Raw genomic sequence first — 19,485 nt, forward strand, 5'->3', positions numbered from 1 at the left:
AACTGGAACCGATGCCCGCCGGCAGCCCGGCAGCGACATCGGCAACGTTCCATGGAAGGATCGATCCGGGTCATGGCGGCCTGCGTAGCGACGTCAGCGGACAGGGCCGGCGGGACCCGAAAGGGCTGGCCCCTCGCCTTTTGACCCACATCATCGCCGCGGATTTCCATTCCTTTACCCTGTCGGCACGGGTTGTTCGCCCGCACATTTGTTCTGCCGCCGAAAGGGAGCCCGCAGCCGATGACCATCCGCAACCTGGACCGACTGCTGAAGCCGACCTCCATCGCACTGATCGGGGCAAGCCGCCGGGAGCGGTCGGTCGGGCAGGTCGTTGCGCGGAACCTGTTCAATGCCGGGTTCGACGGGCCGATCATGCCGGTCAACCCGAAGGAGCGCTCGATCGAGGGGGTGCTGGCCTATCCCTCCGTCGCGGACCTTCCCATGGTCCCGGACCTGGCCGTGATCGCCACTCCGCCGCACACCGTGCCCGGCCTGATCGCCGAGCTGGGGGAGCGGGGCACGAAGTCCGCCATCGTCATCTCCGCCGGCTTCGCCGAGCTGGGCGAGGAGGGCATGCGGCTGCAGCAGCAGGTGCTGGATGCCGCCAAGCCGCATCTGCTGCGCATCATCGGGCCGAACTGCCTGGGCGTGATGGTGCCGTCCTGGGGGCTGAACGCCAGCTTCGTGCATGTGCCGCCGCTGAAGGGCGACATCGCGCTGGTGGCGCAGTCGGGCGCGGTGGTCACCAGCATCGTGGACTGGGCGACGCCCAAGGGCATCGGCTTTTCCCACCTGATCAGCCTGGGCGCCATGGCCGACGTGGATTTCGGCGACCTGCTGGACTATCTGGCCCAGGATTCGGGCGTGCGCGCCATCTGCCTGTATGTGGAGGCGGTGACCCACGCGCGGAAGTTCATGAGCGCCGCCCGCACTGCCGCCCGTTCCAAGCCCGTCATCGTCATCAAGGCCGGCCGCAGCGAGGAGGCGGCGAAGGCCGCCAGCTCCCACACCGGCGCGCTGGCCGGGGCGGACGAGGTCTATGACGCCGCCTTCCGCCGCGCCGGCATGCTGCGCGTCGGTGAGCTGGACGAGCTGTTCGATGCCGTGGAGACGCTGGCCACCGGCGTGAAGATCGAGGGCGACCGGCTGGCCATCCTGACCAATGGCGGCGGCATCGGCGTGCTGGCCACCGACGCGCTGATCACCGGCGGCGGCAGGCTGGCCGAGCTGTCGCCGGAAACCATCCAGAAGCTGAACGGCGTCCTGCCCCCGACATGGAGCCGCGGCAACCCGGTGGACATCATTGGCGACGCCAACGGCAAGCGCTATGCCGACGCGCTGAAGATCCTGCTGGAGGACCGCGGCTGCGACGCCGTGCTGGTCCTGAACTGCCCCACCGCCGTGGCCGACAGCGAGGAGGCGGCGCGGGCCGTGGTGGAGGTGCTGTCCCACAGAACCGGCGGCGGCATCCGCAGGGCGCCGGTGCTGACGAGCTGGCTTGGCGAATATGCGGCGGCCGATGCCCGCAAGCTGTTCACCCAGGCCCGCATCCCGGACTACGCCACCCCGAACCAGGCCGTCCGCGCCTTCATGCATCTGGTCCGCTACCGCCGGAACCAGGAGCTGCTGATGGAGACGCCGCCCAGCGTACCGGAGCAGTTCGAGGTGGATATGAAATCCGCCCGCGCCCTGGTGGACCGGGCGCTGGAGGAGGGCCGGTCCTGGCTGTCGGAGTACGAGGCCAAGGAAATCCTGCGCGCCTATGGCATCCCCGCCGTGCAGACCGTGGTGGCCGCCACCCCGGCGGAGGCGGAGCGGGCGGCCAAGAGGCTGGGCGGACGCATCGCGCTGAAGATCCTGTCGCCCGACATCATCCACAAGTCCGACATGGGCGGCGTGGCCCTGAATCTATCCCCCGCCCAGGTCTGGGCGGAGGCGGAGGCGATGCTGGAGCGCATGCGCAGCGCCGTGCCCGACGCCCGGATCGAGGGCTTCACCGTGCAGGAGATGGCCCACCGCCCCGGTGCCCACGAGCTGATCGTGGGCATGGTGGACGACATGCTGTTCGGGCCGGTGATCCTGTTCGGCCAGGGCGGCACCTCGGTGGAGGTGGTGGACGACAAGGCGTTGGCCCTGCCGCCGCTGAACATGAACTTGGCGAAGGAGATGATGTGCCGCACCCGGGTGAACCGGCTGCTGCAGGGCTACCGCTCCCGCCCGGCGGCCGACCAGGACGCCATCGCCCTGGCCCTGATAAAGGTCAGCCAGCTCGTCACCGATTTCCCGGAGATCGCGGAGCTGGACATCAACCCGCTCTTCGCCGACGAGGCCGGCGTGCTGGCGCTGGACGCCCGCATCCGGGTGGCGAAGCCGAAGCTGGTGGGCAAGGCCACCAGCCGCCTGGCGATCCGCGCCTATCCGAAGAAGCTGGAGCACAAGGCCGTGCTGCGCGACGGGCGCGAGTTCCTGATCCGTCCGATCCGGCCGGAGGATGAGCCGCTGATCCACGAGATGGTGGCAAACACGGCGATGGAGGATCTGCGGCTGCGCTTCTTCGCGCCGATGAAGCGCCTGTCCCACCAGATGGCCGCCCGCCTGACCCAGATCGACTATGACCGCGAGATGGCGCTGATCGCCGCCTGCCGGGTGCCGGACGAGGCCGGCGGGCAGCGCGAGGCCATCTACGGCACCGTCCGCATCACCGCCGATCCCGACAATGAGCGGGCCGAATATGCGGTGCTGGTGCGCACGGAGATGAAGGGCAAGGGGCTGGGATATCTGCTGATGCGGGAAATCCTGGCCTATGCCAAGTCGCGCGGCATCCGGGAAGTCTTCGGCGAGGTGCTGCGGGAGAACACCAGCATGCTGGGGCTGTGCCGCGAGCTGGGCTTCCATCATCACGACAATCCCGACGATCCGGGCATCGTGGAGGTCAGCTACCGGTTCTAGGGCGGCCGCGGCGGGGGTTGACGGTCGGCCGCCCCGGATCGGATAAGAACCCCTGTCCACAGGGAGCGGCACCATGGGCAGAACCCCGACCCCGGCAGCCACAATGCTCCCGCATCCGGGACTGCGCCTGCGCCGTCTCCGCCGGCTGCGGGGGATCAAGCAATCCGCCATGGCGGAAATGGCCGGCGTCACCCAGGCGACGGTGTCCCGATGGGAGAAGGGCGCGCTGCGGCCCGACCCCCATGTGGTCGAGACCGTGCTGCGGCACCTCGCCCGGAGCCGGCCCGGAAGCGGCGACGCGGCCTTGCGGCGTCTGGTCGAGAGTTCGCGCGCACCGGTCCATCTGGTCACCGACGTGGACCACCGGCTGCTGGCCGCCTCCCCCGCCCGCGTGCGGGAATGGAACCGGGACTGCGCCGGCCTTCTCGGCACAAGCCTGTGGAGGTTCGCGACGCCGGAGATCCAGCAGGCCGAGCAGGGCCTCGCGCAGTGCGGCTGGTGGGAGGAGGAGTGCGTGGACCCGGTCGAGGTCCGCACCGGTCCCGGGGCCGCAGGGCTGACCATCCGGGCGGGGTTGATGGTGTGGGAGCGGATATACCTTGCTGATGGAACGCCGGCGCGGCTCTGCACCACGGTCGCCTTCTCCTGACGGGGTCCCGACGGGCTTTCCGCATATTTTATGCGCTGACAGCCGCGCCCGACGGGGCTATGGCTGCCGGGAAGTGCCGGAAGCGTAGCCAGTATCGCAAAGGGGGCTGCCGCGGCGTGTTCGGAAAGGAACGGTCTCGTGAAATCGGATGCATGGCTGCACGCCCTCGACCCCCGCCTTGCCAGGCAGTTGGGCTTCCTCATGGAGGCGGATCGGCTGAAGGGCATCATCCGCGCCAACCGTATTTCCGACGGCACGCGGCGGGAGAACACGGCCGAGCATAGCTGGCACCTGTCGCTGTTCGCGATGGTGCTCGGCGAATGGGCGGTCGGAGAGGTCGACAGGTTCCGTGTCGTCGCCATGCTCATCCTGCACGACCTCGTGGAGATCGAATGCGGGGACACGCCGCTTTACGACGCCACGCTGTCCGCCAGCCAGGATGAGCGGGAGAAGCAGGCCGCCGACAGGATCTTCGGGCTGCTGCCGCCCGACCAGGAGGCCGAGTTCCGCAGCCTGTGGGAGGAGTTCGAGGCCGCCGAAACCATCGATGCCCGGTTCGCGAAGGCCCTGGACAGGTTGCAGCCGGTGTTGCTGAACCATGCCGTCGGCGGGGGCACCTGGACGGACTATGACGTAGATGTGGCGCGCTGCCGGGCGAAGACCGGCCGCATCCAGGAAGGCTCCGCCGTTCTCTGGCAGGCGGCGGAAGCCGTGTACAGGGATGCCGTCGCGAATGGCTGGCTGCGGCCGGCTCCGGATGCCAATGTCGAGGCCGCGGCGGAAGCGAGCCGCTGAGGCCGGGCCCGCACCGCCGGACAGCGATAGCATCTTCCGCCTGGGACCAGCATGGGCAGTCCATGATCACCATCCGCAAATCCAGGCCCTCGGACCTGTCGGCGCTCATCGACATCTGGCGCAGTTCCGTCCGCGCCACGCACGGCTTCCTGTCGGAAGCGCATTTCCGGGAGATCGAAACCGTCGTGTCGGAGGCCTATCTTCCCCACGCCGACCTCTGGGTGGCTGCCGATGGCGAGGACCGGCCGGTCGGTTTCATGGGAATGACCGGCGCCCATGTCGACGCGCTGTTCGTCGGCGCCGAGCAGCGGGGCAAGGGGATCGGCCGGATGCTCCTCGCCCATGCGGAGCGGCTTTTCCCCGGCCTGACGGTGGATGTGAACGAACAGAACCTGCAGGCCGTCGGCTTCTATCACCGTATGGGATTTACGGAAACGGGACGCTCCCCCACCGATGACGAGGGCCGCCCATATCCGCTCCTCCATCTCCGCAAGGGGTGAGCGGTCGGCTTGGGGCGGCCAGATCGGGCGGATAGGGCGCGTCCGGTTTCCCTTGACTTATCCACAGCTTTGTCCACCCAATTCAACATGCTTATCCCGCCCACCCCGCCCGTGGCTCCTGCCCAGCCCGCCGGCCCCAATCCGCAGCAGAATGCCGCGCTGGCGACGGCGGCCGTGACAGCGCAGCGTGTTGCCCGCCCGGTGCAGGCCCAGACGGCCCGGGCCGCGACGCCGGTGGGGCCTGTGGAAAAGGGCCGCACGGGGCAGCACGCCACCTTCCGCGGCCGCCAATACGATGCGGAAGCCGAAACGGTGGAGCAGGAAACCCAGTCCAGCGGTTTCAAACTGGATGTGAGTGTTTAGTGGGGTGGGATGGTGGCAAGCGGTGTCGGCCATGCTTTGCATGACCGACCTACGTTCGCGAATCCTCAGCCTGCGGCTGGAAGCGGCAGCATATCGGGGTTGGCCGGGGCTGCCGCGGGCAGCGGCCGGCCGGATACGGCGCGGTTGACGCCGGCGGCGACTTCCCTCCAGCAATGGTCGGCCAAGGCCTTGCGGCTAGAGAAACCGTCCAGCGTCACCGGCGGATGGAATTCCACCACGACCCGGATCATGCCGGCGCGGACCGCCCGCCAGAGGTGCGGCGGCAGCTCCATGTCGCCGTACCAAGCATAGAGCGCCCGCCACACATGGCCCAGCGGCATGCCGTCCAGATGGGTGGCGGTGACGGAGACAGGCTGGATGGTCAGCGGCCGGTCGCCGATCCGGGTGGAGGCCACGGCGAACAGCGCCGTCTTGAACGGCAGGGTGCGGTTGCCGTCGCTGCTGGTCCCTTCCGGGAACAGCACCAGATTGTCCCCGGCCTGGAGCCGGCCGGCGATGCTGTCGGCCTGCTTCTGCGTCTCGCGCCGGGCGGTGCGGTCGATGAAGACCGTCTGCTGCAGCCGGGCCAGCCAACTGAAGAAGGGCCAAGTCCCCACCTCCGTCTTGGCGACGAAGGAGACCGGAATCACGGAGGCCAGGACCGGGATGTCCAGGTAGGAGGAGTGATTAGAAATGAACAGGGTCGGCACAATGTCCGACGGCTTCCCCACCACCTCCACCTCAAGCCCGATCAGCGGGCGGCACATGCGGTGGTACCAGCGCGGGAAACGGGTCCGCCAGGGGCTGTTCAGCGCCAGCAGCGCCAGCTGCACCGGCATGCAGGCGAAGGTGAAGGCGAAGTAGAGGGCAAGCCGCCATGTGCCGCGCAGGCTGGACCCGATGTCCATGGCGGCCGCGCTTCCTGCCCCCTGCGTTCCCATGGCGCTCAGAGCAGGGCCTGGGTGCTGCGCCGCTCATAATGGCGCATGTATTTCTCGGTGATCAGGTCCGACTTCACCACGATCGCCACGTCGGTCGTGTTGAACTGATGGTCGATCACGGCCCCGTCGCCGATGAAACCGCCGAGGCGCAGATAGCCCTTGATCAGCGGCGGCAGCTCCGCCAGCGCGCGGCGGGCATCGACGGCCTGCTGGTCCAGCATGCGCATGTCCACATAGCGGTGCGGCAGGGCCATGGGACGCAGGGCTGGCGGCGCGAGGTGATGGTAGTAGAGATAGGAGAGCGGCAGGGCCAGCTTCGACGGCTCGGTTCCGGGCAGGCTGGCGCAGCCGAACATCAACTGGATATCGTACTGGAACGCGTAGGCCGCGATGCCGCGCCACAGAAGCTGCATCGCCTGACGGCTGCGGTAGGCCACATCCACGCAGGACCGGCCAAGTTCCAGCACCTCCCCCGGATAGCTCTCGATCCGGGAGATATCGTACTCGTCGGAGGAGTAGAAGGAGCCGGTGCGGGCGGCGGCGTGGCGGCGGATCAGCCGGTAGGTGCCGACGACGCTGGCGGCACCCTGGCCCAGCGCATGGTCGATCACCAGGAGATGATCGCAGACCTCGTCATAGAGGTCGAAATCCCGCTGGATGGCGGCCATCTCCGCCGTGGGACGCGCCCTCATCTCCTCATAGAAGACGCGGTAGCGCAGGGCCTGTGCCGCTTTGACTTCAGCGGCCGTTTCGGCGAGGCGGACCTCCAGACTGCCCATGCGCAGGTCGGCGGAGGAAAGCGCGTCGGTGGTGATATCAGCCATGCTCTCTTCACGGTCGCTGGCGCGGGACGGAACGTCCATTCCCCACGTCTCAGCCCAATGGCATACCACAATGAGCCAGACGGAGGTCAACCGACTCCTGAGTAGCGATACCCCCAAGTCACGAAAGTTTCACGTGCGGGAAGGGGGTACGGAAGAGGCGGCCCGATATGGACCGCCTCTTGAATTCCCCGCCCGTGTCCCCTTTCGCGCCGGACTTACTCCGCCGCGTTGCGGCGTGCCCGCGTCCCCAGCCCGATCTGCTTGGCCAGCTTGGAACGCTGCTTCGCATAGTTCGGCGCGACCATCGGATAGTCGGCCGGCAGGCCCCAACGGTCCCGGTATTCTTCCGGGGTCATATCGTATGCAGTCTTCAGATGCCGCTTCAGCATCTTCAGCTTCTTTCCGTCTTCCAGGCACACAATGTATTCCGGGGTGACGGACTTCTTGATCGGCACGGCCGGCTGCGGACGCTCCGGCTGGGCAACCTGCTCCTGACCCACATTGGTCAGGCTGCGGTAGACTTGGTCGATCAGGGAAGGCAGATCGGCAACGGCGACTGTATTGTTGGAAACGTGAGCGGCCACGATCTCGGCGGTGAGAGACAACAGCTCATTCATAGGGGACTCGGACGACATCTATCTTTGCTCCATCGTAGGAACGTACTGGTGGTATAAGTCTTAAAGCGAAGCTTGGCAATATCGAATTAGTGCGGTCGAAGAGGACAGCGTGACGGTCGAAAAAGCTGCGGATTACTTTCTGGACATAACGGCTCTGGTCTGTCCGATGACCTTCGTTCGGACCAAGCTGGCTGTGGAGCGATTGACTGCGGGCCAGACGCTTGAGGTGCGCCTTAATGCAGGCGAACCGCTGGCCAACGTGCCCCGCTCATTGGCGGAACACGGGCACTCTGTCCTGTCGGTAGAGCCGGAGGATGGGACAAACCCGCAAGGGGTGCATCGTCTGCTGGTAAGAAAGTCTTGAAATTCCATACCCGGTGAGAGATCAGCCCAAGAATTGGGCCGGTCCCGCCATGATGATGGCATCCACCGCACGCCCACCCAGCCGGTAATAACCGCGCCGCCGGCCCACATCGTTGAAGCCGAGGCTGGAGTAAAGGCCGCGAGCCGGCGCGTTGGTTTCCGCCACCTCCAGGAACAGGGTGGTCGCACCCGCCCCGGCGGCATGGGCCATGGCGCCCCGGACCAGATGCCTTGCCACCCCGCCCCGCCGCTGTTGCGGCAGCACGCCGATGGTCAGGATCTCCCCCTCGTCCGCCGCGGTGCGGGCGAGGATCAGGCCGGCGGGCGGGGCATCCGCCCCCCCCCCCCGCACCGCGACCAGAGCGAAGGTGCCGGGAAGGGACAGCAGGTCGGCAAAGGATCTGTCGTCCCAGGCCGGACCGGTCACGTCCGGATCGGCGAAGCATTGCGCATGCAGTGCTGCCAGCAGCTCCGCTCCCGCGGGGCCGAGTTCCACCAGCCGGGGTTCCGCCGTCATTCCCTGGCCTTCGGCATGGTGACGTCGGCGGGCGCAGATAGAAGGGCTGGGCCGGCCGGGCCGCCAGCTCCGCCTCGCTCAATTCCGCCGTCAGCCGCGCCACGGCCACGGCCTCCGCCGCCCCCGTGCCTGGCCGCACCTCCATGTCGCCCGCCCAGCCGCCCAGGCCGGCCGCCGCCCGCTCCGCCGCGTCGCCGGCCAGCACCAGCGGCCCCGGCGGCAGATGCCGGGCCGCCCAGGCCGGCAGGTCGGCGGGCAGCACGTCCGCCGGTTCGGCCAGGGGCCGCAGCCCCTCGCCGAAGGGCTGGAGGAAGAGATCGTCGCGGCGGGACTCCACACAGGCCAGCACGGTGCGCCCCGCCCGCACAGCCGGGTCCAGCCCGTGCGCCACCGCCTCGAAACTGGTGATCCCCGCCAGCGGCTTTGCCGAGGCCAGCGCCAGCCCCCGCGCCGCCGCCAGCCCGATGCGCAGCCCCGTGAAGGTGCCCGGCCCCACGGTGGCGCCGTATCTGTGGATATCGGCGAAGCCCACCCCCGCCTCCGCCAGCAGCTCCTGCACCAAGGGCACCAGCCGTTCCGCCTGCCCGCGGGCCATGGGCTCCGCCCGAACGGCCAGGACGCGCCGCTCCCTGCCGCACCAGAGGGCGGCGGCGCAGGCGCTGGTGGCGGTTTCGAGGCCGAGGGTCAGCATGGCGAACTCTTGACTGGCCGGTCGGGACGGGCGTGGTAGAGCTGGCGTCCCGCACCGCCCCAACCAGCAGACCGCCCGATGCAGTTCCGCCGGATCGCCCCGCCCGCCTTCGACGTTGATCTGGATATCCGCTATGCCACGGCCAGCAACCTGACGGGAAGGCCCATCTATGCGCGGCCGCTCTGCCTGCTGCACCCGGAGGCGGCGGCGCGGCTGGATGATGCCGTGCGGCTGGCCGGGGCCATGGGGCTGCGGCTGCGCATCTTCGACGGCTACCGGCCGCCCGCAGCGCAATGGGCGCTGTGGCGGGCGCTGCCGGACCCGCGCTTCATCGCCGATCCCCGCATTGGTTCCAACCACGCCCGCGGCGTGGCGGTGGATCTGACGCTCTCCGCCGCCAACGGAACGGTGCTGGAGATGGGCACCGGCTTCGACGATATGGAGGAGCAGGCCTACCATGCCCGCACCGACATCCCGGTTGAGGCCCAGCGCAACCGCGCCACCCTGCTGGGCATCATGACGGCGGCGGGGTGGGAGCGGTACGAGTATGAGTGGTGGCACTACCAGCTTCCAGATGCGAAATCCTACCCGCTGGTGGAGGATGGCGCCTTGGGGGAGCGGGTGATGTAGCGGGCCTATCCCGCCAGCCGCGCCGCCTCCCAGGCCAGCAGGGCGCGCTTGCGGGCGGGGCCCCAGCGGTAATTGTCCAGCACGCCGGTCTTGCGGATCACCCGGTGGCAGGGAATGACGAAGCTGATCGGATTGGCGCCCACCGCATTGCCCACCGCCCGGTTCGCTCCCGGCCTGCCGATGCTGCGCGCCACGGCGTCATAGGTGGTGACCTGCCCGAAGGGGATGGCGAGCAGCGCCTGCCAGACCTTGAGCTGGAAATTGGTGCCGCGCAGATGCACCGTCACCGGCCCCTCCCCCACCCCCTCGAAGGCGCGGGCCGCCATGGAGGCGGTCGCCGCCGGGTCCTCCACAAGGCCGGCCGCCGGCCATTCGGCCCGCAGCTCCGCCAGATTCTCCTCCAGCCCCTTGCCGGTGCCGGGTGCGGCGACGAAGCTCAGCCAGCAGAGCCCCCGCGGGGTGGCGGCCAGCAGGGCGCGGCCCAGCGGCACATCATGCACGCCCCAACGGATGGTCAGCCCGGCTCCAGCCGCCTTGTACTCGCCCGGCGTGCAGGCCTCCGCCACCACGAACAGATCGTGCAGCCGCGACGGGCCGGACAGGCCGAGATCGTAGGCGGCGTCCAGCAGCCCGCCCCTCTCCTCCCGCAGCAGGCGGCGGGCATGGCCCAGCGTCACGAACTGGGCGAAGCGCTTGGGGCTGACCCCGGCGCGGCGCTTGAACAGCTTCTGGAAATGGGCCGGCGACAGCCCGGCCTCGGCGGCGAGATCGTCCAGGTCGGGCGGAGCCTGCCAGTCCCGCGCCAGCCGCTCGATCGCCCGCTGCACGATCAGCCCGGCATTGTCCAGCTCTTCATCCACAGGCGCGTTTGTCAGCATTATGGTCATGGCCCGGTCCTCCCGTTTCCGGCGGGATGATGAGGCGGCGGGACCTGGCGCGCCACCCGAAAGCTGTGGTGCGGGTCCGGGTGTTCCCGCCTTTCCTTTTTCCTGTCATCCCGGCGGAAGCCGGGACCCAGAGCCACGGGCACCTTCCTCGGGACTCCTGGGCCCCGGCTTCCGCCGGGGTGACGGTAGGGAAAACCTTCTCCCAACCTTTTCCACATTCCCGTCATTTGACCCGCGGCACCACGCGGGCGCACACTCGAAGGCGGGGCCGATGTTCCAGGTGTGCCGGTGAAGGAAAAGGAACTGCGCATCGCGCTGGTCTGCTATGGCGGCGTCAGCCTGGCCGTCTACATGCACGGGGTCACCAAGGAGCTATGGAAGCTGGTCCGGGCCAGCCGGGCGCTGCACGCCCTGCCCGATCCGGCTGCCCGCACGGGTTCCAGCTTCGCCGATGTGGATGGCGACCGCGCCTTCGACACGGAGGCCGTCTATTTCGACCTGCTGCGCGACATCGGGGAAAGCCTGGACCTTCGCGTGCTGATCGACGTGGTGTCGGGATCGAGTGCGGGCGGCATCAACGGGGTGTTCCTGGCCCGCGCCCTGGCCCATGACCTGTCGCTGGAACCGCTGACCGCCCTGTGGCTGGAGAATGCCGACGTCACCCGCCTGATCGCGGAGGACCGGCGCGCCACGCCCTGGAGCAAGTGGTTCATGCGCCCCCTGCTGACCCTGCCGGCCTGGCGCAGGATCGCGCCGGATGCGGAGACGCAGGAGAAGCTGTCCCTGTTCGTGCGCTCCCGCTGGTTCACCCCGCCCTTCGACGGGCACCGGCTGATGGAATTCCTGCTGGAGGCAAGCCGCGCCATGGGGGAGGCGGCGGAGCCGCGATGCAGCCTGATCCCGACCGGGCTGCCTTTGTCGCTGTCCGTCACTGTCACCGACTTCCACGGCTATCGCCAACGCATCCCCGCCCATGATCCCGCCGAGATCGAGGAGCGGGAGCATCGGCATGTCCTGTCCTTCCAGTACCGACGCGGGGCCGACGGGCGGGTGGTGAGCGACTTCGAGGATGGCAACATCCCAGGCCTGGTTTTCGCCGCCCGCGCCACCAGCAGCTTCCCCGGCGCATTCCCGCCGACCCAGCTCCGCCAGCTCGACCGGCTGCTGGCCGAGCGGGAGGAGGCATGGCCGGACCGCACCCGCTTCATCGACGCCAACTTCACCTATTACCGCGCCTGCGGCTTCGATCCGGAGCAGGCCAGCTTCATCGATGGCAGCGTGCTGAACAACAAGCCCTTCGCGGAGGCGCTGGCGGCCATCCAGGGTCGCCCCGCCTATCGCGAGGTGGACCGGCGCGTGGTCTATATCGATCCCAATCCGGAGCAGCCGGTCCCGCTCGGCCGGACGGAGGCGCCGGGCTTCTTCCGCACCATCATCGGAGCCCTGTCCGACATTCCCCGGAACGAACCGGTGCGCGACGAGCTGGCGGAGATCGCGGCCACCAATGCCGGCATCAACCGGCTGCGCGGGGTGGTGGAGGCGGCGCGCCCCCGCATCTCCGCCCTGGTGGCGGAGACCATCGGCGGCCGCATTCCGGAAGCGCCGACCGGAGCCGAGATCGGCCGCTGGCGCGAAATGTCCATGAACCGCGCCGCGGCGGAGGCCGGCTTCGCCTATGAGGCCTATCTGCGCCTGAAGATCGACGGGGTGCTGGATCATCTGGCCCGGCTGCTGGCCGGGCTGGGCGGCCATGCGGATGGGGAGGCGGTGGCGCGGATGCATGCCGCCCTCAGCCTCTGGGCGGTTGAGCGCGGCGTGTTCGGCCCGCGCCCGCTGACCGAGCCGGTGGATGCCGACGGGAAGTCCGCCCCCTGGGTACGCTTCCTGATGGCGTTCGACGGAGCCTTCCGCGCCCGCCGCCTGCGCTTCGTGATGCGGGAGCTGAACCGTCTCTACGCCCGCGGCGGCGGCGCTGCGGCCCCGCACGGGCTGGACAGCCTGAAGACCGGCCTTTACGCCGTGCTGGAACGGCTGCGCGGCATCACGAACGGCAGCATCCTGGATGAGGAGGACCGCACCGCCCTGATCCTGCATCTGGCCCCGGACCCCGATGTGGGCGGGCTGGACCGGGCGCTGGCCCGTCTGGAGGCGCGGTTCGACCTGGAAAGCCTGACCCTGGAGGTGGACGAGGTATTCGGCCGCTCCATGGTGGCGGGCCTGGATGCGGAGGCGCGGGGCGACCTGCTGACCGCCTATCTGGGATTTGCCTTCTGGGACGTGCTGACCTTCTCCACCAGCGGCTGGAAGGAGCTGGACGAGTACCATGCGATGAAGGTGGACCGGGTCGGCCCGCCGGATGCCCGGCTGCTACGCCGCGGCGGAGCGCCCGTGCAGTTGAAGGGCGCGCGGCTGAACCGCTTCGGCGCCTTCTTCTCCGCCGCCGACCGGGAGCATGATTATCTTCTGGGCCGGCTGCACGCGGCGGAGCGGGCCATCGACCTGGTGGTGGATGCCGCCGGCGAGAACCGTCCCCGCGCGGACAAGGTCACCGCCCTGAAGCTCCGCGCCTTCCGCACCATCCTGGCGACCGAGCGCGAACGGCTTGGACCCGAGAGCCGGGGATTGAGGCTGGCCGAGCAGTGGGTGGAAAAATGTGCGGAAGGACAGATTGATTGTACGTATTCCGACAAACCAGTTGTTCAGCTTTCTGCCTGATACCTGTATATACATACTGACATTAATCACGAATAACTTAACTCGGGCATGCATTTCCGCTTAGCGTGAGTAATGGCGAATTAACCGAAGCTAGTTGCTCCGCGTTTCTGAGACATATAATTCTAACATTTCCTTGCAGCGTTAGCATACGTGCGACTAGATAGCATTAACATATCGGGGTAAGGCTACGAATGAGGAACTTGTGGTATAGTCGCCTAATTCTAGAAACCCAAGGAGCTGCATAAGGACAAGCCCATGGTATTAGAAGATAGCACTACAGACAAATCTCAACAAATTGACATCATAATGGAGGAGTTCAAAGCTCTTAGAAACGAAATTCTTTTCCGTGCCAGCACTCAATTAAATATAATCAAATTAAACATTACCGCAATGGGACTGATAGCCGGAGCATATTTTACAAAAACGGATCTGTTTTATAATCGCATACTCTTCCTTATTCCTGTTATTTCACCTATCCTGGGTCTCTTGTGGTTAGACAACGCAACATCTATAACGAACATAGGAAATTTTATCCAGAAAGATATAAAGAGCGACATCAAACATATTCTAGGAAAGGAGATTCCTGATTTTGAGTCATACGTGCGAGAATTAGAATTCAAAAGATTAGACAGGTCTTTTCTTATAGGGATTCCGGTACTTACACTTTTTGCCCTACTTCCACTTATAGCCCTTCTGGTTCCTATACTAACTACTCAATTCGAAGAGACCAAAACTACCATCCTTGCACTCTGTGCTCCTGGCGTTATTTTCTTATTAATATTCAGTTTTTACTGGATCAGATTCGTTTGGGTCAGGATTCCTTCAGATAAGCAGACGCTATGAAGCCGTTCCAGTCCAATTTGGGTGAAGACACCTAACAAAACGTAGCCAGCCCCTACACCGCCGACAGCTCCGGCCGCCGCACTTCGTCCAGGGCGCGGCGCAGGGCGTTGGCGAAGTCCAGACGCTCCTGCGGCGTCAGGAAGGCGCCGATGATCAGGCTCTGGCCGTGGCTGGTCAGGGTGATGTGGCTTTCGTGGCGGGGCGGGTCCTCGATGCTGACGCGGAGCCAGTAGGGCTGAAAGCTCCAGCTCCGCACCGGCCGCTTCGGCACCACCCGCTCCACCCGGAGTTCCGCCGGGGTCAGCTCCACCGTCTCGTACATCCGGCCGCTGCGCGTGCTGGCGGAGAGCGCCCACCAGAGAAGCAGCACGTCCAACCCCAGGAAGCCGAAGATCGGCCACGCGCCCTGAAGGAAGAACGCCCCGCCCAGGATCAGGCTGGCCGCCCCGACCCCGCCGACGATCATCCTGATGCCGCGCGGGCTCAGGCTGCGGTGGGGGTGCAGGACGGCGCGGAATACCGGGTTCGTCCGGGAAGACGACGCTTCCCGTCCGGCCGCATCCGTCGCCGGGAATGTCGAGGGCTGGCTCATGGCAGGATCATATGCACCGCTCCGGCCTGTGGACAAGCGGCGGCGACTGCATCGTTGGGCGGGCGAAGCGTGCGCAAAGGAGGAGATTCGGCGGCGATTGCGGGGGTGGAAGCGGATGGCTACTCTCCCGCCCAACAACAAAGGCCCGCGTCCGTTCCGATTCTGGAGTTCCCGCCCGTGACCAGCACCGCCGCCAAGCCCGCCAGCCGCGCCGGCACCATGAAACCGGCCGAGCGGGTGGAGTTCTTCCGCCGTCTCGCGGAACGGATGCCCGAGCCGAAGACCGAGCTGGAATCCTCCAATCCCTACACCCTGCTGGTGGCGGTGGTGTTGTCGGCGCAGGCCACCGATGTGGGCGTGAACAAGGCCACCAAGGCGTTGTTCCAGATCGCGGACAACCCCGCCGCCATGCTGGCGCTGGGGGAGGCCACGGTGCGCGATCACATCCGGACCATCGGCCTTTTCAAGACCAAGGCCGCCAACGTCATCAAGCTGAGCCAGATCCTGGTGGACAAGCATGGCGGCCAGGTTCCCCGCACGCGGGAGGAGCTGGAGGAACTGCCGGGTGTCGGTCGCAAGACGGCCAATGTGGTCCTGAACGTGGCGTTCGGGGAGCCGACCATGGCCGTCGACACCCATATCTTCCGCGTTTCCAACCGCACCGGCCTTGCTCCCGGCAAGGACGTGCTGGCCGTGGAGGAGAAGCTGCTGAAGGTGGTGCCCAAGGATTACCGGGTGCACGCCCATCACTGGCTGATCCTGCATGGCCGCTATATCTGCAAGGCCCGCAAGCCGGACTGCCCCGTGTGCCCGGTGATCGACCTCTGCCGCTATCCGGCGAAGACCACGGCCGAGGAGAGCGGCCGGGCCTGAGCCCGGTTCAGGCGTCCCGCACCCGCTGGACCAACTGCCGCAACTCCTCCGGCTTTACCGGCTTGCGCAGAAGCCGGACCTCGGCGGCGCGGGCCAGCGGTTCGACCTCGTCGGCGACGTCGCCGGTGATCAGCACCGCCGGCAGGGGAAGGGCCGCGGCGTCGCGCAGGCGGCGCACCGCCTCCAGCCCGTCAACCTCCCCCGGCAGGCGGTAGTCGGTCAGGATCAGGTCCGGCAGGGCGCCTCCGCGGACCAGAGACAACGCCTCTGCCGCCGTCCGCGCCTCCAGCACCTTGCAACCCGTCGCCTCCAGCAGCAGCCGGGTGGCCATCATCACCAGGGAATCATCCTCCAGCAGCAGGACGGTCAGTTCCTCCTGCAAGGTCGGCCGACCGACGCGGGCGCCGGGCTGGGGCGCGCCGGGCTCCGGCTCCGTCGTGACCGGCAGCTCGATGGAGAAGCGCGACCCCCGCCCGGGGCGGGAGCGGACGGTGATCGGGTGGTTCAGCAGATCCGCCGCGCGGCGCACGATGGCAAGGCCGATGCCGTGCCCGCCGCCCCGCTCCCGCGCCGGGTTGCCCAGCTGCTGGAACTCCTGGAAGATATCCTCCAGATGCTCCTCCGGGATGCCCGTGCCGGTATCCACAACGTCGATACGCACCCGGTTCCCCCGCCGGCGCAGGGCCATCAGCACGCCGCCCTGGTCGGTGTAGCGGATCGCATTGGCCAGCAGGTTGCGCAGGATGCGTTCCAGCAGGGTGCCGTCGCTGAGCACCCGCAGATTCAGCGGGCGCATACGCAGTTCCAGCCCCTTGGCATCCGCCGTCGGGCCGAAATCCCGCTCCAGCTTCGCGAACAACGCCGGCACGCCGACCGGCCGCACGTCGAGCTGCACCGCTTCGGATTCCAGCTTCGAGAGGTCCAACAGCCCCTCGAACAGCTCGATCATCGCTGCCAGACTGTCCTCGAGCTGCTCCACCACCGTGACGTTCCGCGGTTCGCTCAGCCGAGCGCGCAAGGTCCCCACCAGCAGGCTGAAGGCGTTCAGGGGCTGGCGGAGATCGTGGCTGGCTGCGGCGAGGAAGCGGGACTTGGCGCGGTTGGCGCGCTCCGCCGCGTCACGGGCGGCGGCAAGGGCCTGCTGGGCCTGCTTCTCGGCGTCGATGTCGGTGGCGGTGCCGAACCAGCGGACGATCCGCCCGGTCTCGTCCCGCATCGGCCAGGCGCGGGACAGCATCCAGCGCCATCCTCCTCCGGCCCGCCGGATCCGATGTTCCGTCTCATAGGCCTGGCCGGTGGCTACGGCCTGTAGCCAGACCTCCAGGGTCTGCTCCTTGTCATCGGGATGCAGCGCGTCGGCCCACTCCCCTTCCTTGCCGGAATAGGCCGGCAGGCCGGTATAGTGGGTCCAGCGCTGGTTATAATAGTCGACGATCCCGTTCGGCTGGGCGCTCCAGACGATCTGCGGCAGCATTTCCGCCATGAAGCGGTAGCGCCGCAACTCCTCCTCCCGCTGGGCCAGCGTTTCGTTCCGCCGCGCATCCGCCGTGAGCCGGTCCAGGGCGGCCCCGAAAAGGGAAGCAAATCCTCGCAGAAGGTCCGCTCCGTCGTCCCAACTGCGCAGCTCCGTCGACGCCAGCTCGATCACTCCGACAATGCTGTTGTCCGTCCCCACCGGGACGGCCAGAGCGGACCGAAGCCCATGCCGGCGCAGCAGTTCGAGGCCGGGCGGGGGCGGCTGATCCCGGCTGACATCATCCACGCCCGCCGTTGGCTCGCCGGTCGTGGCCGCCAGAAAGGCCATACCGTCAGGCGTCAGGGGCTGACCGATCATGTCCTGCGGCCAGCCGGTTACGGCTTCGACCCGGAACAGGTCCGCATCCGCGCCGCGCAGCGCGATCAGGGACCGGTCCGCCCCCAGCGCGCTCGCCGCCTGCCGCGCCATTCCCTCCAGCAGGGCCGCCCGGTCAATGCATCGCAACGCGAATGTGCCGAATTCGACAAGCATTTCTGCGCTAAAATACCTCGTTCTGCATGCGATTTACAGCATGCTTTACTAGCCAGGGGTGGCTGATGATCTGATCAATTCTAGCGAAGCGCGCTAGTCGGCGACATAAGCTCTTTGGAGCGGAGCGCACAGCCGGACCTATCCCAATATGGACAGGAAACCGGTTTCCCTGCAATCAGAGCATATCGGGGTCTTCCGCCTCCAGCACTTGGCGGGCGGTGCCGAGATCAAAGCCGGCGCGGGCCATGGCGGCGAGATCCTTGTCGAACCGCGCCCGCTCCTCCCCCGATTCCGCCAGCCTGTCCCGGCGCACGGCGTCGCGGAAGGGGCCGAGCCGGCGGCGACGGGCATAGGCGATGGCGGCCTCCAGCTCCGCCCGGCCCTCCTCCGCCCCCTCCAGCCCGCCCATGGCCTGGTCGATCTCCGCCGCCCCCACGCCCTTGGCCGCCAGCTTCTGCCGGATCATGCGGGTGGAGCCGCCGCGGCGCTGCAGGCCGGACGCCTTCATCTCCGCATAGGCCGTATCGTTCAGCAGACCGCTGCCCGTATAGCGCTGCACCAGATCCTCCACCCAGCGCGCCCCCTCCTCCGGATCGGTACCGTGGAACTGGGCGGAGCGGTGGACCTTGCGCATCAGCACCCGTCGCAGATTGGCGCTGCTGCTGGCATAGCGTTCCAGGTAATGCAGCGCGGCGCGCTCCAGATATTCAAGGCTCACCCGCTTCGGCGGCTTCGGCCCCTGCCGGCCGGCGCGCTTGTCCCCGGCGCTTCCGCCGTTCCGTTCGCTGGCATCCGTCATGCGTGCCGCCCCATTGTCCCCGCAGCCGCGGGTGATTAACTTCCCGGTCACCTTTCTACACCGGTTCCCACCGGCGCGCAGGCGAAGTCAGCCCGTCAGGACATCTCATGCATCAGCCCAGCCCTACCTTGCCGAAACCGCTTCCGGCCCCGCGTCAGGTCGGCGCCGTCAACTGGATCGGGCTTCAGACCCTGCTGGGGCGGGAGGTGCGGCGCTTCCTGAAGGTCTGGATCCAGACCATCGCCGCCCCGGTGGTGACCACGCTGCTGTTCTACGCGGTCTTCGCCCTGGCGCTCGGCGGGGTGGTGCGGATGGTGGGGGACGTGCCCTTCCTGAAGTTCCTGGGGCCGGGCCTGGTCATGATGTCCATCGCCCAGAACGCCTTCGCCAACACCTCCAGCTCCGTCCTGGTCTCCAAGGTCCAGGGGAACATCGTGGATGTGCTGATGCCGCCGCTGTCCGCCGGGGAACTGGCGGCGGGCTTCGTTCTGGGCGGGGTGATCCGCGGGCTGATGGTGGGGCTGGTGACGGCCGCCGCCATCTGGGTGTTCGTGCCCTTGGGCATCCACAACCCGTTCTTCATCCTGTTCCATGCCGTGATGGCGGCCATGCTGCTGTCGCTGCTGGGCCTGATCGGCGGCATCTGGGCGGAGAAGTTCGACCACATGGCGGCGGTGACGAACTTCATCGTGACGCCGCTCTCCTTCCTGTCCGGCACCTTCTATTCCATCGATGCGGTGCCGGAGCTGTTCCGCTTCATCGCCCACCTGAACCCCTTCTTCTATTTCATCGACGGCTTTCGCTACGGCTTCATCGGCCAGACGGACGGCACGCTGGTGCAGGGGGTCGTGGTGCTGCTGGCGGTGAACGCGGCCCTGCTGGCGGTGGCGATGCGGCTGCTGTCCAGCGGCTACAAGCTGAAGGCCTGA

At 67.3% G+C, this 19,485-nt stretch carries 19 protein-coding genes and 1 pseudogene; 11 read left to right on the forward strand and 9 right to left on the reverse strand.

Going from position 1 to position 19,485, the window contains the following annotated elements; all coding sequences use genetic code 11:
- The first annotated feature begins 240 nt into the window (after window positions 1–240).
- From DOL89_RS14185 to DOL89_RS14205, 5 genes are all read left to right on the forward strand, one after another.
- The gene (locus tag DOL89_RS14185) at window positions 241–2,949 is read left to right on the forward strand and encodes a bifunctional acetate--CoA ligase family protein/GNAT family N-acetyltransferase (RefSeq protein WP_119679734.1); all 2,709 of its coding nucleotides are present in this window, start codon (window positions 241–243) and stop codon (window positions 2,947–2,949) included.
- 73 nt (window positions 2,950–3,022) lie between these two features.
- Complete coding sequence (locus DOL89_RS14190) at window positions 3,023–3,598, forward strand: helix-turn-helix domain-containing protein (protein ID WP_205574591.1); 576 nt, start codon at window positions 3,023–3,025, stop codon at window positions 3,596–3,598.
- A gap of 138 nt (window positions 3,599–3,736) precedes the next feature.
- Complete coding sequence (locus DOL89_RS14195; protein ID WP_205574592.1) at window positions 3,737–4,393, forward strand: HD domain-containing protein; 657 nt, start codon at window positions 3,737–3,739, stop codon at window positions 4,391–4,393.
- Window positions 4,394–4,455: 62 nt separating this feature from the next.
- Entirely contained in the window at window positions 4,456–4,893 is a 438-nt protein-coding gene (locus tag DOL89_RS14200; RefSeq protein WP_119679736.1) for an acetyltransferase, read from the forward strand.
- A gap of 87 nt (window positions 4,894–4,980) precedes the next feature.
- A complete protein-coding gene (locus DOL89_RS14205) occupies window positions 4,981–5,256 on the forward strand; it encodes a hypothetical protein (protein ID WP_162937524.1) in 276 nt (91 codons plus the stop codon).
- Window positions 5,257–5,321: 65 nt separating this feature from the next.
- Here DOL89_RS14205 and DOL89_RS14210 read toward each other — a convergent pair whose 3' ends face one another.
- The 3 genes from DOL89_RS14210 to DOL89_RS14220 form a co-directional block, all read right to left on the reverse strand.
- Window positions 5,322–6,164 carry a lysophospholipid acyltransferase family protein gene (locus DOL89_RS14210; RefSeq protein WP_119679738.1) on the reverse strand — a complete coding sequence of 281 codons (843 nt, stop codon included), beginning with the start codon at window positions 6,162–6,164 and terminating at the stop codon, window positions 5,322–5,324.
- Window positions 6,165–6,202: 38 nt separating this feature from the next.
- Entirely contained in the window at window positions 6,203–7,021 is an 819-nt protein-coding gene (locus tag DOL89_RS14215; RefSeq protein WP_119680447.1) for a GNAT family N-acetyltransferase, read from the reverse strand.
- A 215-nt stretch (window positions 7,022–7,236) separates the two neighbouring features.
- Window positions 7,237–7,656, reverse strand: a complete 420-nt coding sequence (locus tag DOL89_RS14220; RefSeq protein WP_119679739.1) for a MucR family transcriptional regulator — start codon at window positions 7,654–7,656, stop codon at window positions 7,237–7,239.
- A gap of 148 nt (window positions 7,657–7,804) precedes the next feature.
- Here DOL89_RS14220 and DOL89_RS14225 point away from each other — a divergent pair, with 148 nt between their 5' ends.
- Entirely contained in the window at window positions 7,805–8,002 is a 198-nt protein-coding gene (locus DOL89_RS14225) for a sulfurtransferase TusA family protein (RefSeq protein WP_404813499.1), read from the forward strand.
- Window positions 8,003–8,023: 21 nt separating this feature from the next.
- On the opposite strand, the gene DOL89_RS14230 is transcribed toward DOL89_RS14225, so the two are convergent.
- On the reverse strand, window positions 8,024–8,518 hold the full coding sequence (locus DOL89_RS14230) for a GNAT family N-acetyltransferase (RefSeq protein WP_119679741.1): 495 nt from the start codon (window positions 8,516–8,518) through the stop codon (window positions 8,024–8,026).
- Window positions 8,519–8,609: 91 nt separating this feature from the next.
- Window positions 8,610–9,209: pseudogene (tsaB, locus tag DOL89_RS26025) on the reverse strand (tRNA (adenosine(37)-N6)-threonylcarbamoyltransferase complex dimerization subunit type 1 TsaB); the annotation flags it as partial.
- Between the two features lie 78 nt (window positions 9,210–9,287).
- On the opposite strand from tsaB, the gene ddpX reads away from it, so the two are divergent.
- Window positions 9,288–9,839 (forward strand): D-alanyl-D-alanine dipeptidase, encoded by a 552-nt coding sequence (gene ddpX, locus DOL89_RS14240; protein WP_119679742.1) that lies wholly within the window; start codon window positions 9,288–9,290, stop codon window positions 9,837–9,839.
- Window positions 9,840–9,844: 5 nt separating this feature from the next.
- Here ddpX and DOL89_RS14245 read toward each other — a convergent pair whose 3' ends face one another.
- Window positions 9,845–10,726, reverse strand: a complete 882-nt coding sequence (locus tag DOL89_RS14245) for a methylated-DNA--[protein]-cysteine S-methyltransferase (protein WP_162937525.1) — start codon at window positions 10,724–10,726, stop codon at window positions 9,845–9,847.
- A gap of 288 nt (window positions 10,727–11,014) precedes the next feature.
- On the opposite strand from DOL89_RS14245, the gene DOL89_RS14250 reads away from it, so the two are divergent.
- Both DOL89_RS14250 and DOL89_RS24945 read left to right on the forward strand, forming a co-directional pair.
- Window positions 11,015–13,441, forward strand: coding sequence for a patatin-like protein (locus tag DOL89_RS14250; RefSeq protein ID WP_119680448.1), 2,427 nt, complete (start codon window positions 11,015–11,017; stop codon window positions 13,439–13,441).
- A gap of 255 nt (window positions 13,442–13,696) precedes the next feature.
- Window positions 13,697–14,284, forward strand: coding sequence for a hypothetical protein (locus tag DOL89_RS24945; RefSeq protein WP_162937526.1), 588 nt, complete (start codon window positions 13,697–13,699; stop codon window positions 14,282–14,284).
- Window positions 14,285–14,336: 52 nt separating this feature from the next.
- On the opposite strand, the gene DOL89_RS14255 is transcribed toward DOL89_RS24945, so the two are convergent.
- Window positions 14,337–14,876, reverse strand: a complete 540-nt coding sequence (locus DOL89_RS14255; RefSeq protein ID WP_119679744.1) for a DUF2244 domain-containing protein — start codon at window positions 14,874–14,876, stop codon at window positions 14,337–14,339.
- Window positions 14,877–15,095: 219 nt separating this feature from the next.
- Between DOL89_RS14255 and nth the strand changes: the two genes are divergently transcribed.
- The gene (nth, locus tag DOL89_RS14260; protein WP_119680449.1) at window positions 15,096–15,749 is read left to right on the forward strand and encodes an endonuclease III; all 654 of its coding nucleotides are present in this window, start codon (window positions 15,096–15,098) and stop codon (window positions 15,747–15,749) included.
- Between the two features lie 7 nt (window positions 15,750–15,756).
- Here nth and DOL89_RS14265 read toward each other — a convergent pair whose 3' ends face one another.
- Together DOL89_RS14265 and DOL89_RS14270 are read right to left on the reverse strand one after the other, a co-directional pair.
- Entirely contained in the window at window positions 15,757–17,757 is a 2,001-nt protein-coding gene (locus DOL89_RS14265) for a hybrid sensor histidine kinase/response regulator (RefSeq protein WP_119679745.1), read from the reverse strand.
- 175 nt (window positions 17,758–17,932) lie between these two features.
- Window positions 17,933–18,556 carry a regulatory protein RecX gene (locus tag DOL89_RS14270; protein WP_119679746.1) on the reverse strand — a complete coding sequence of 208 codons (624 nt, stop codon included), beginning with the start codon at window positions 18,554–18,556 and terminating at the stop codon, window positions 17,933–17,935.
- Between the two features lie 107 nt (window positions 18,557–18,663).
- Here DOL89_RS14270 and DOL89_RS14275 point away from each other — a divergent pair, with 107 nt between their 5' ends.
- The gene (locus DOL89_RS14275) at window positions 18,664–19,485 is read left to right on the forward strand and encodes an ABC transporter permease (RefSeq protein WP_119679747.1); all 822 of its coding nucleotides are present in this window, start codon (window positions 18,664–18,666) and stop codon (window positions 19,483–19,485) included.

The sequence above is a fragment of the Indioceanicola profundi genome, assembly GCF_003568845.1.
Lineage (GTDB): Bacteria > Pseudomonadota > Alphaproteobacteria > Azospirillales > Azospirillaceae > Indioceanicola > Indioceanicola profundi.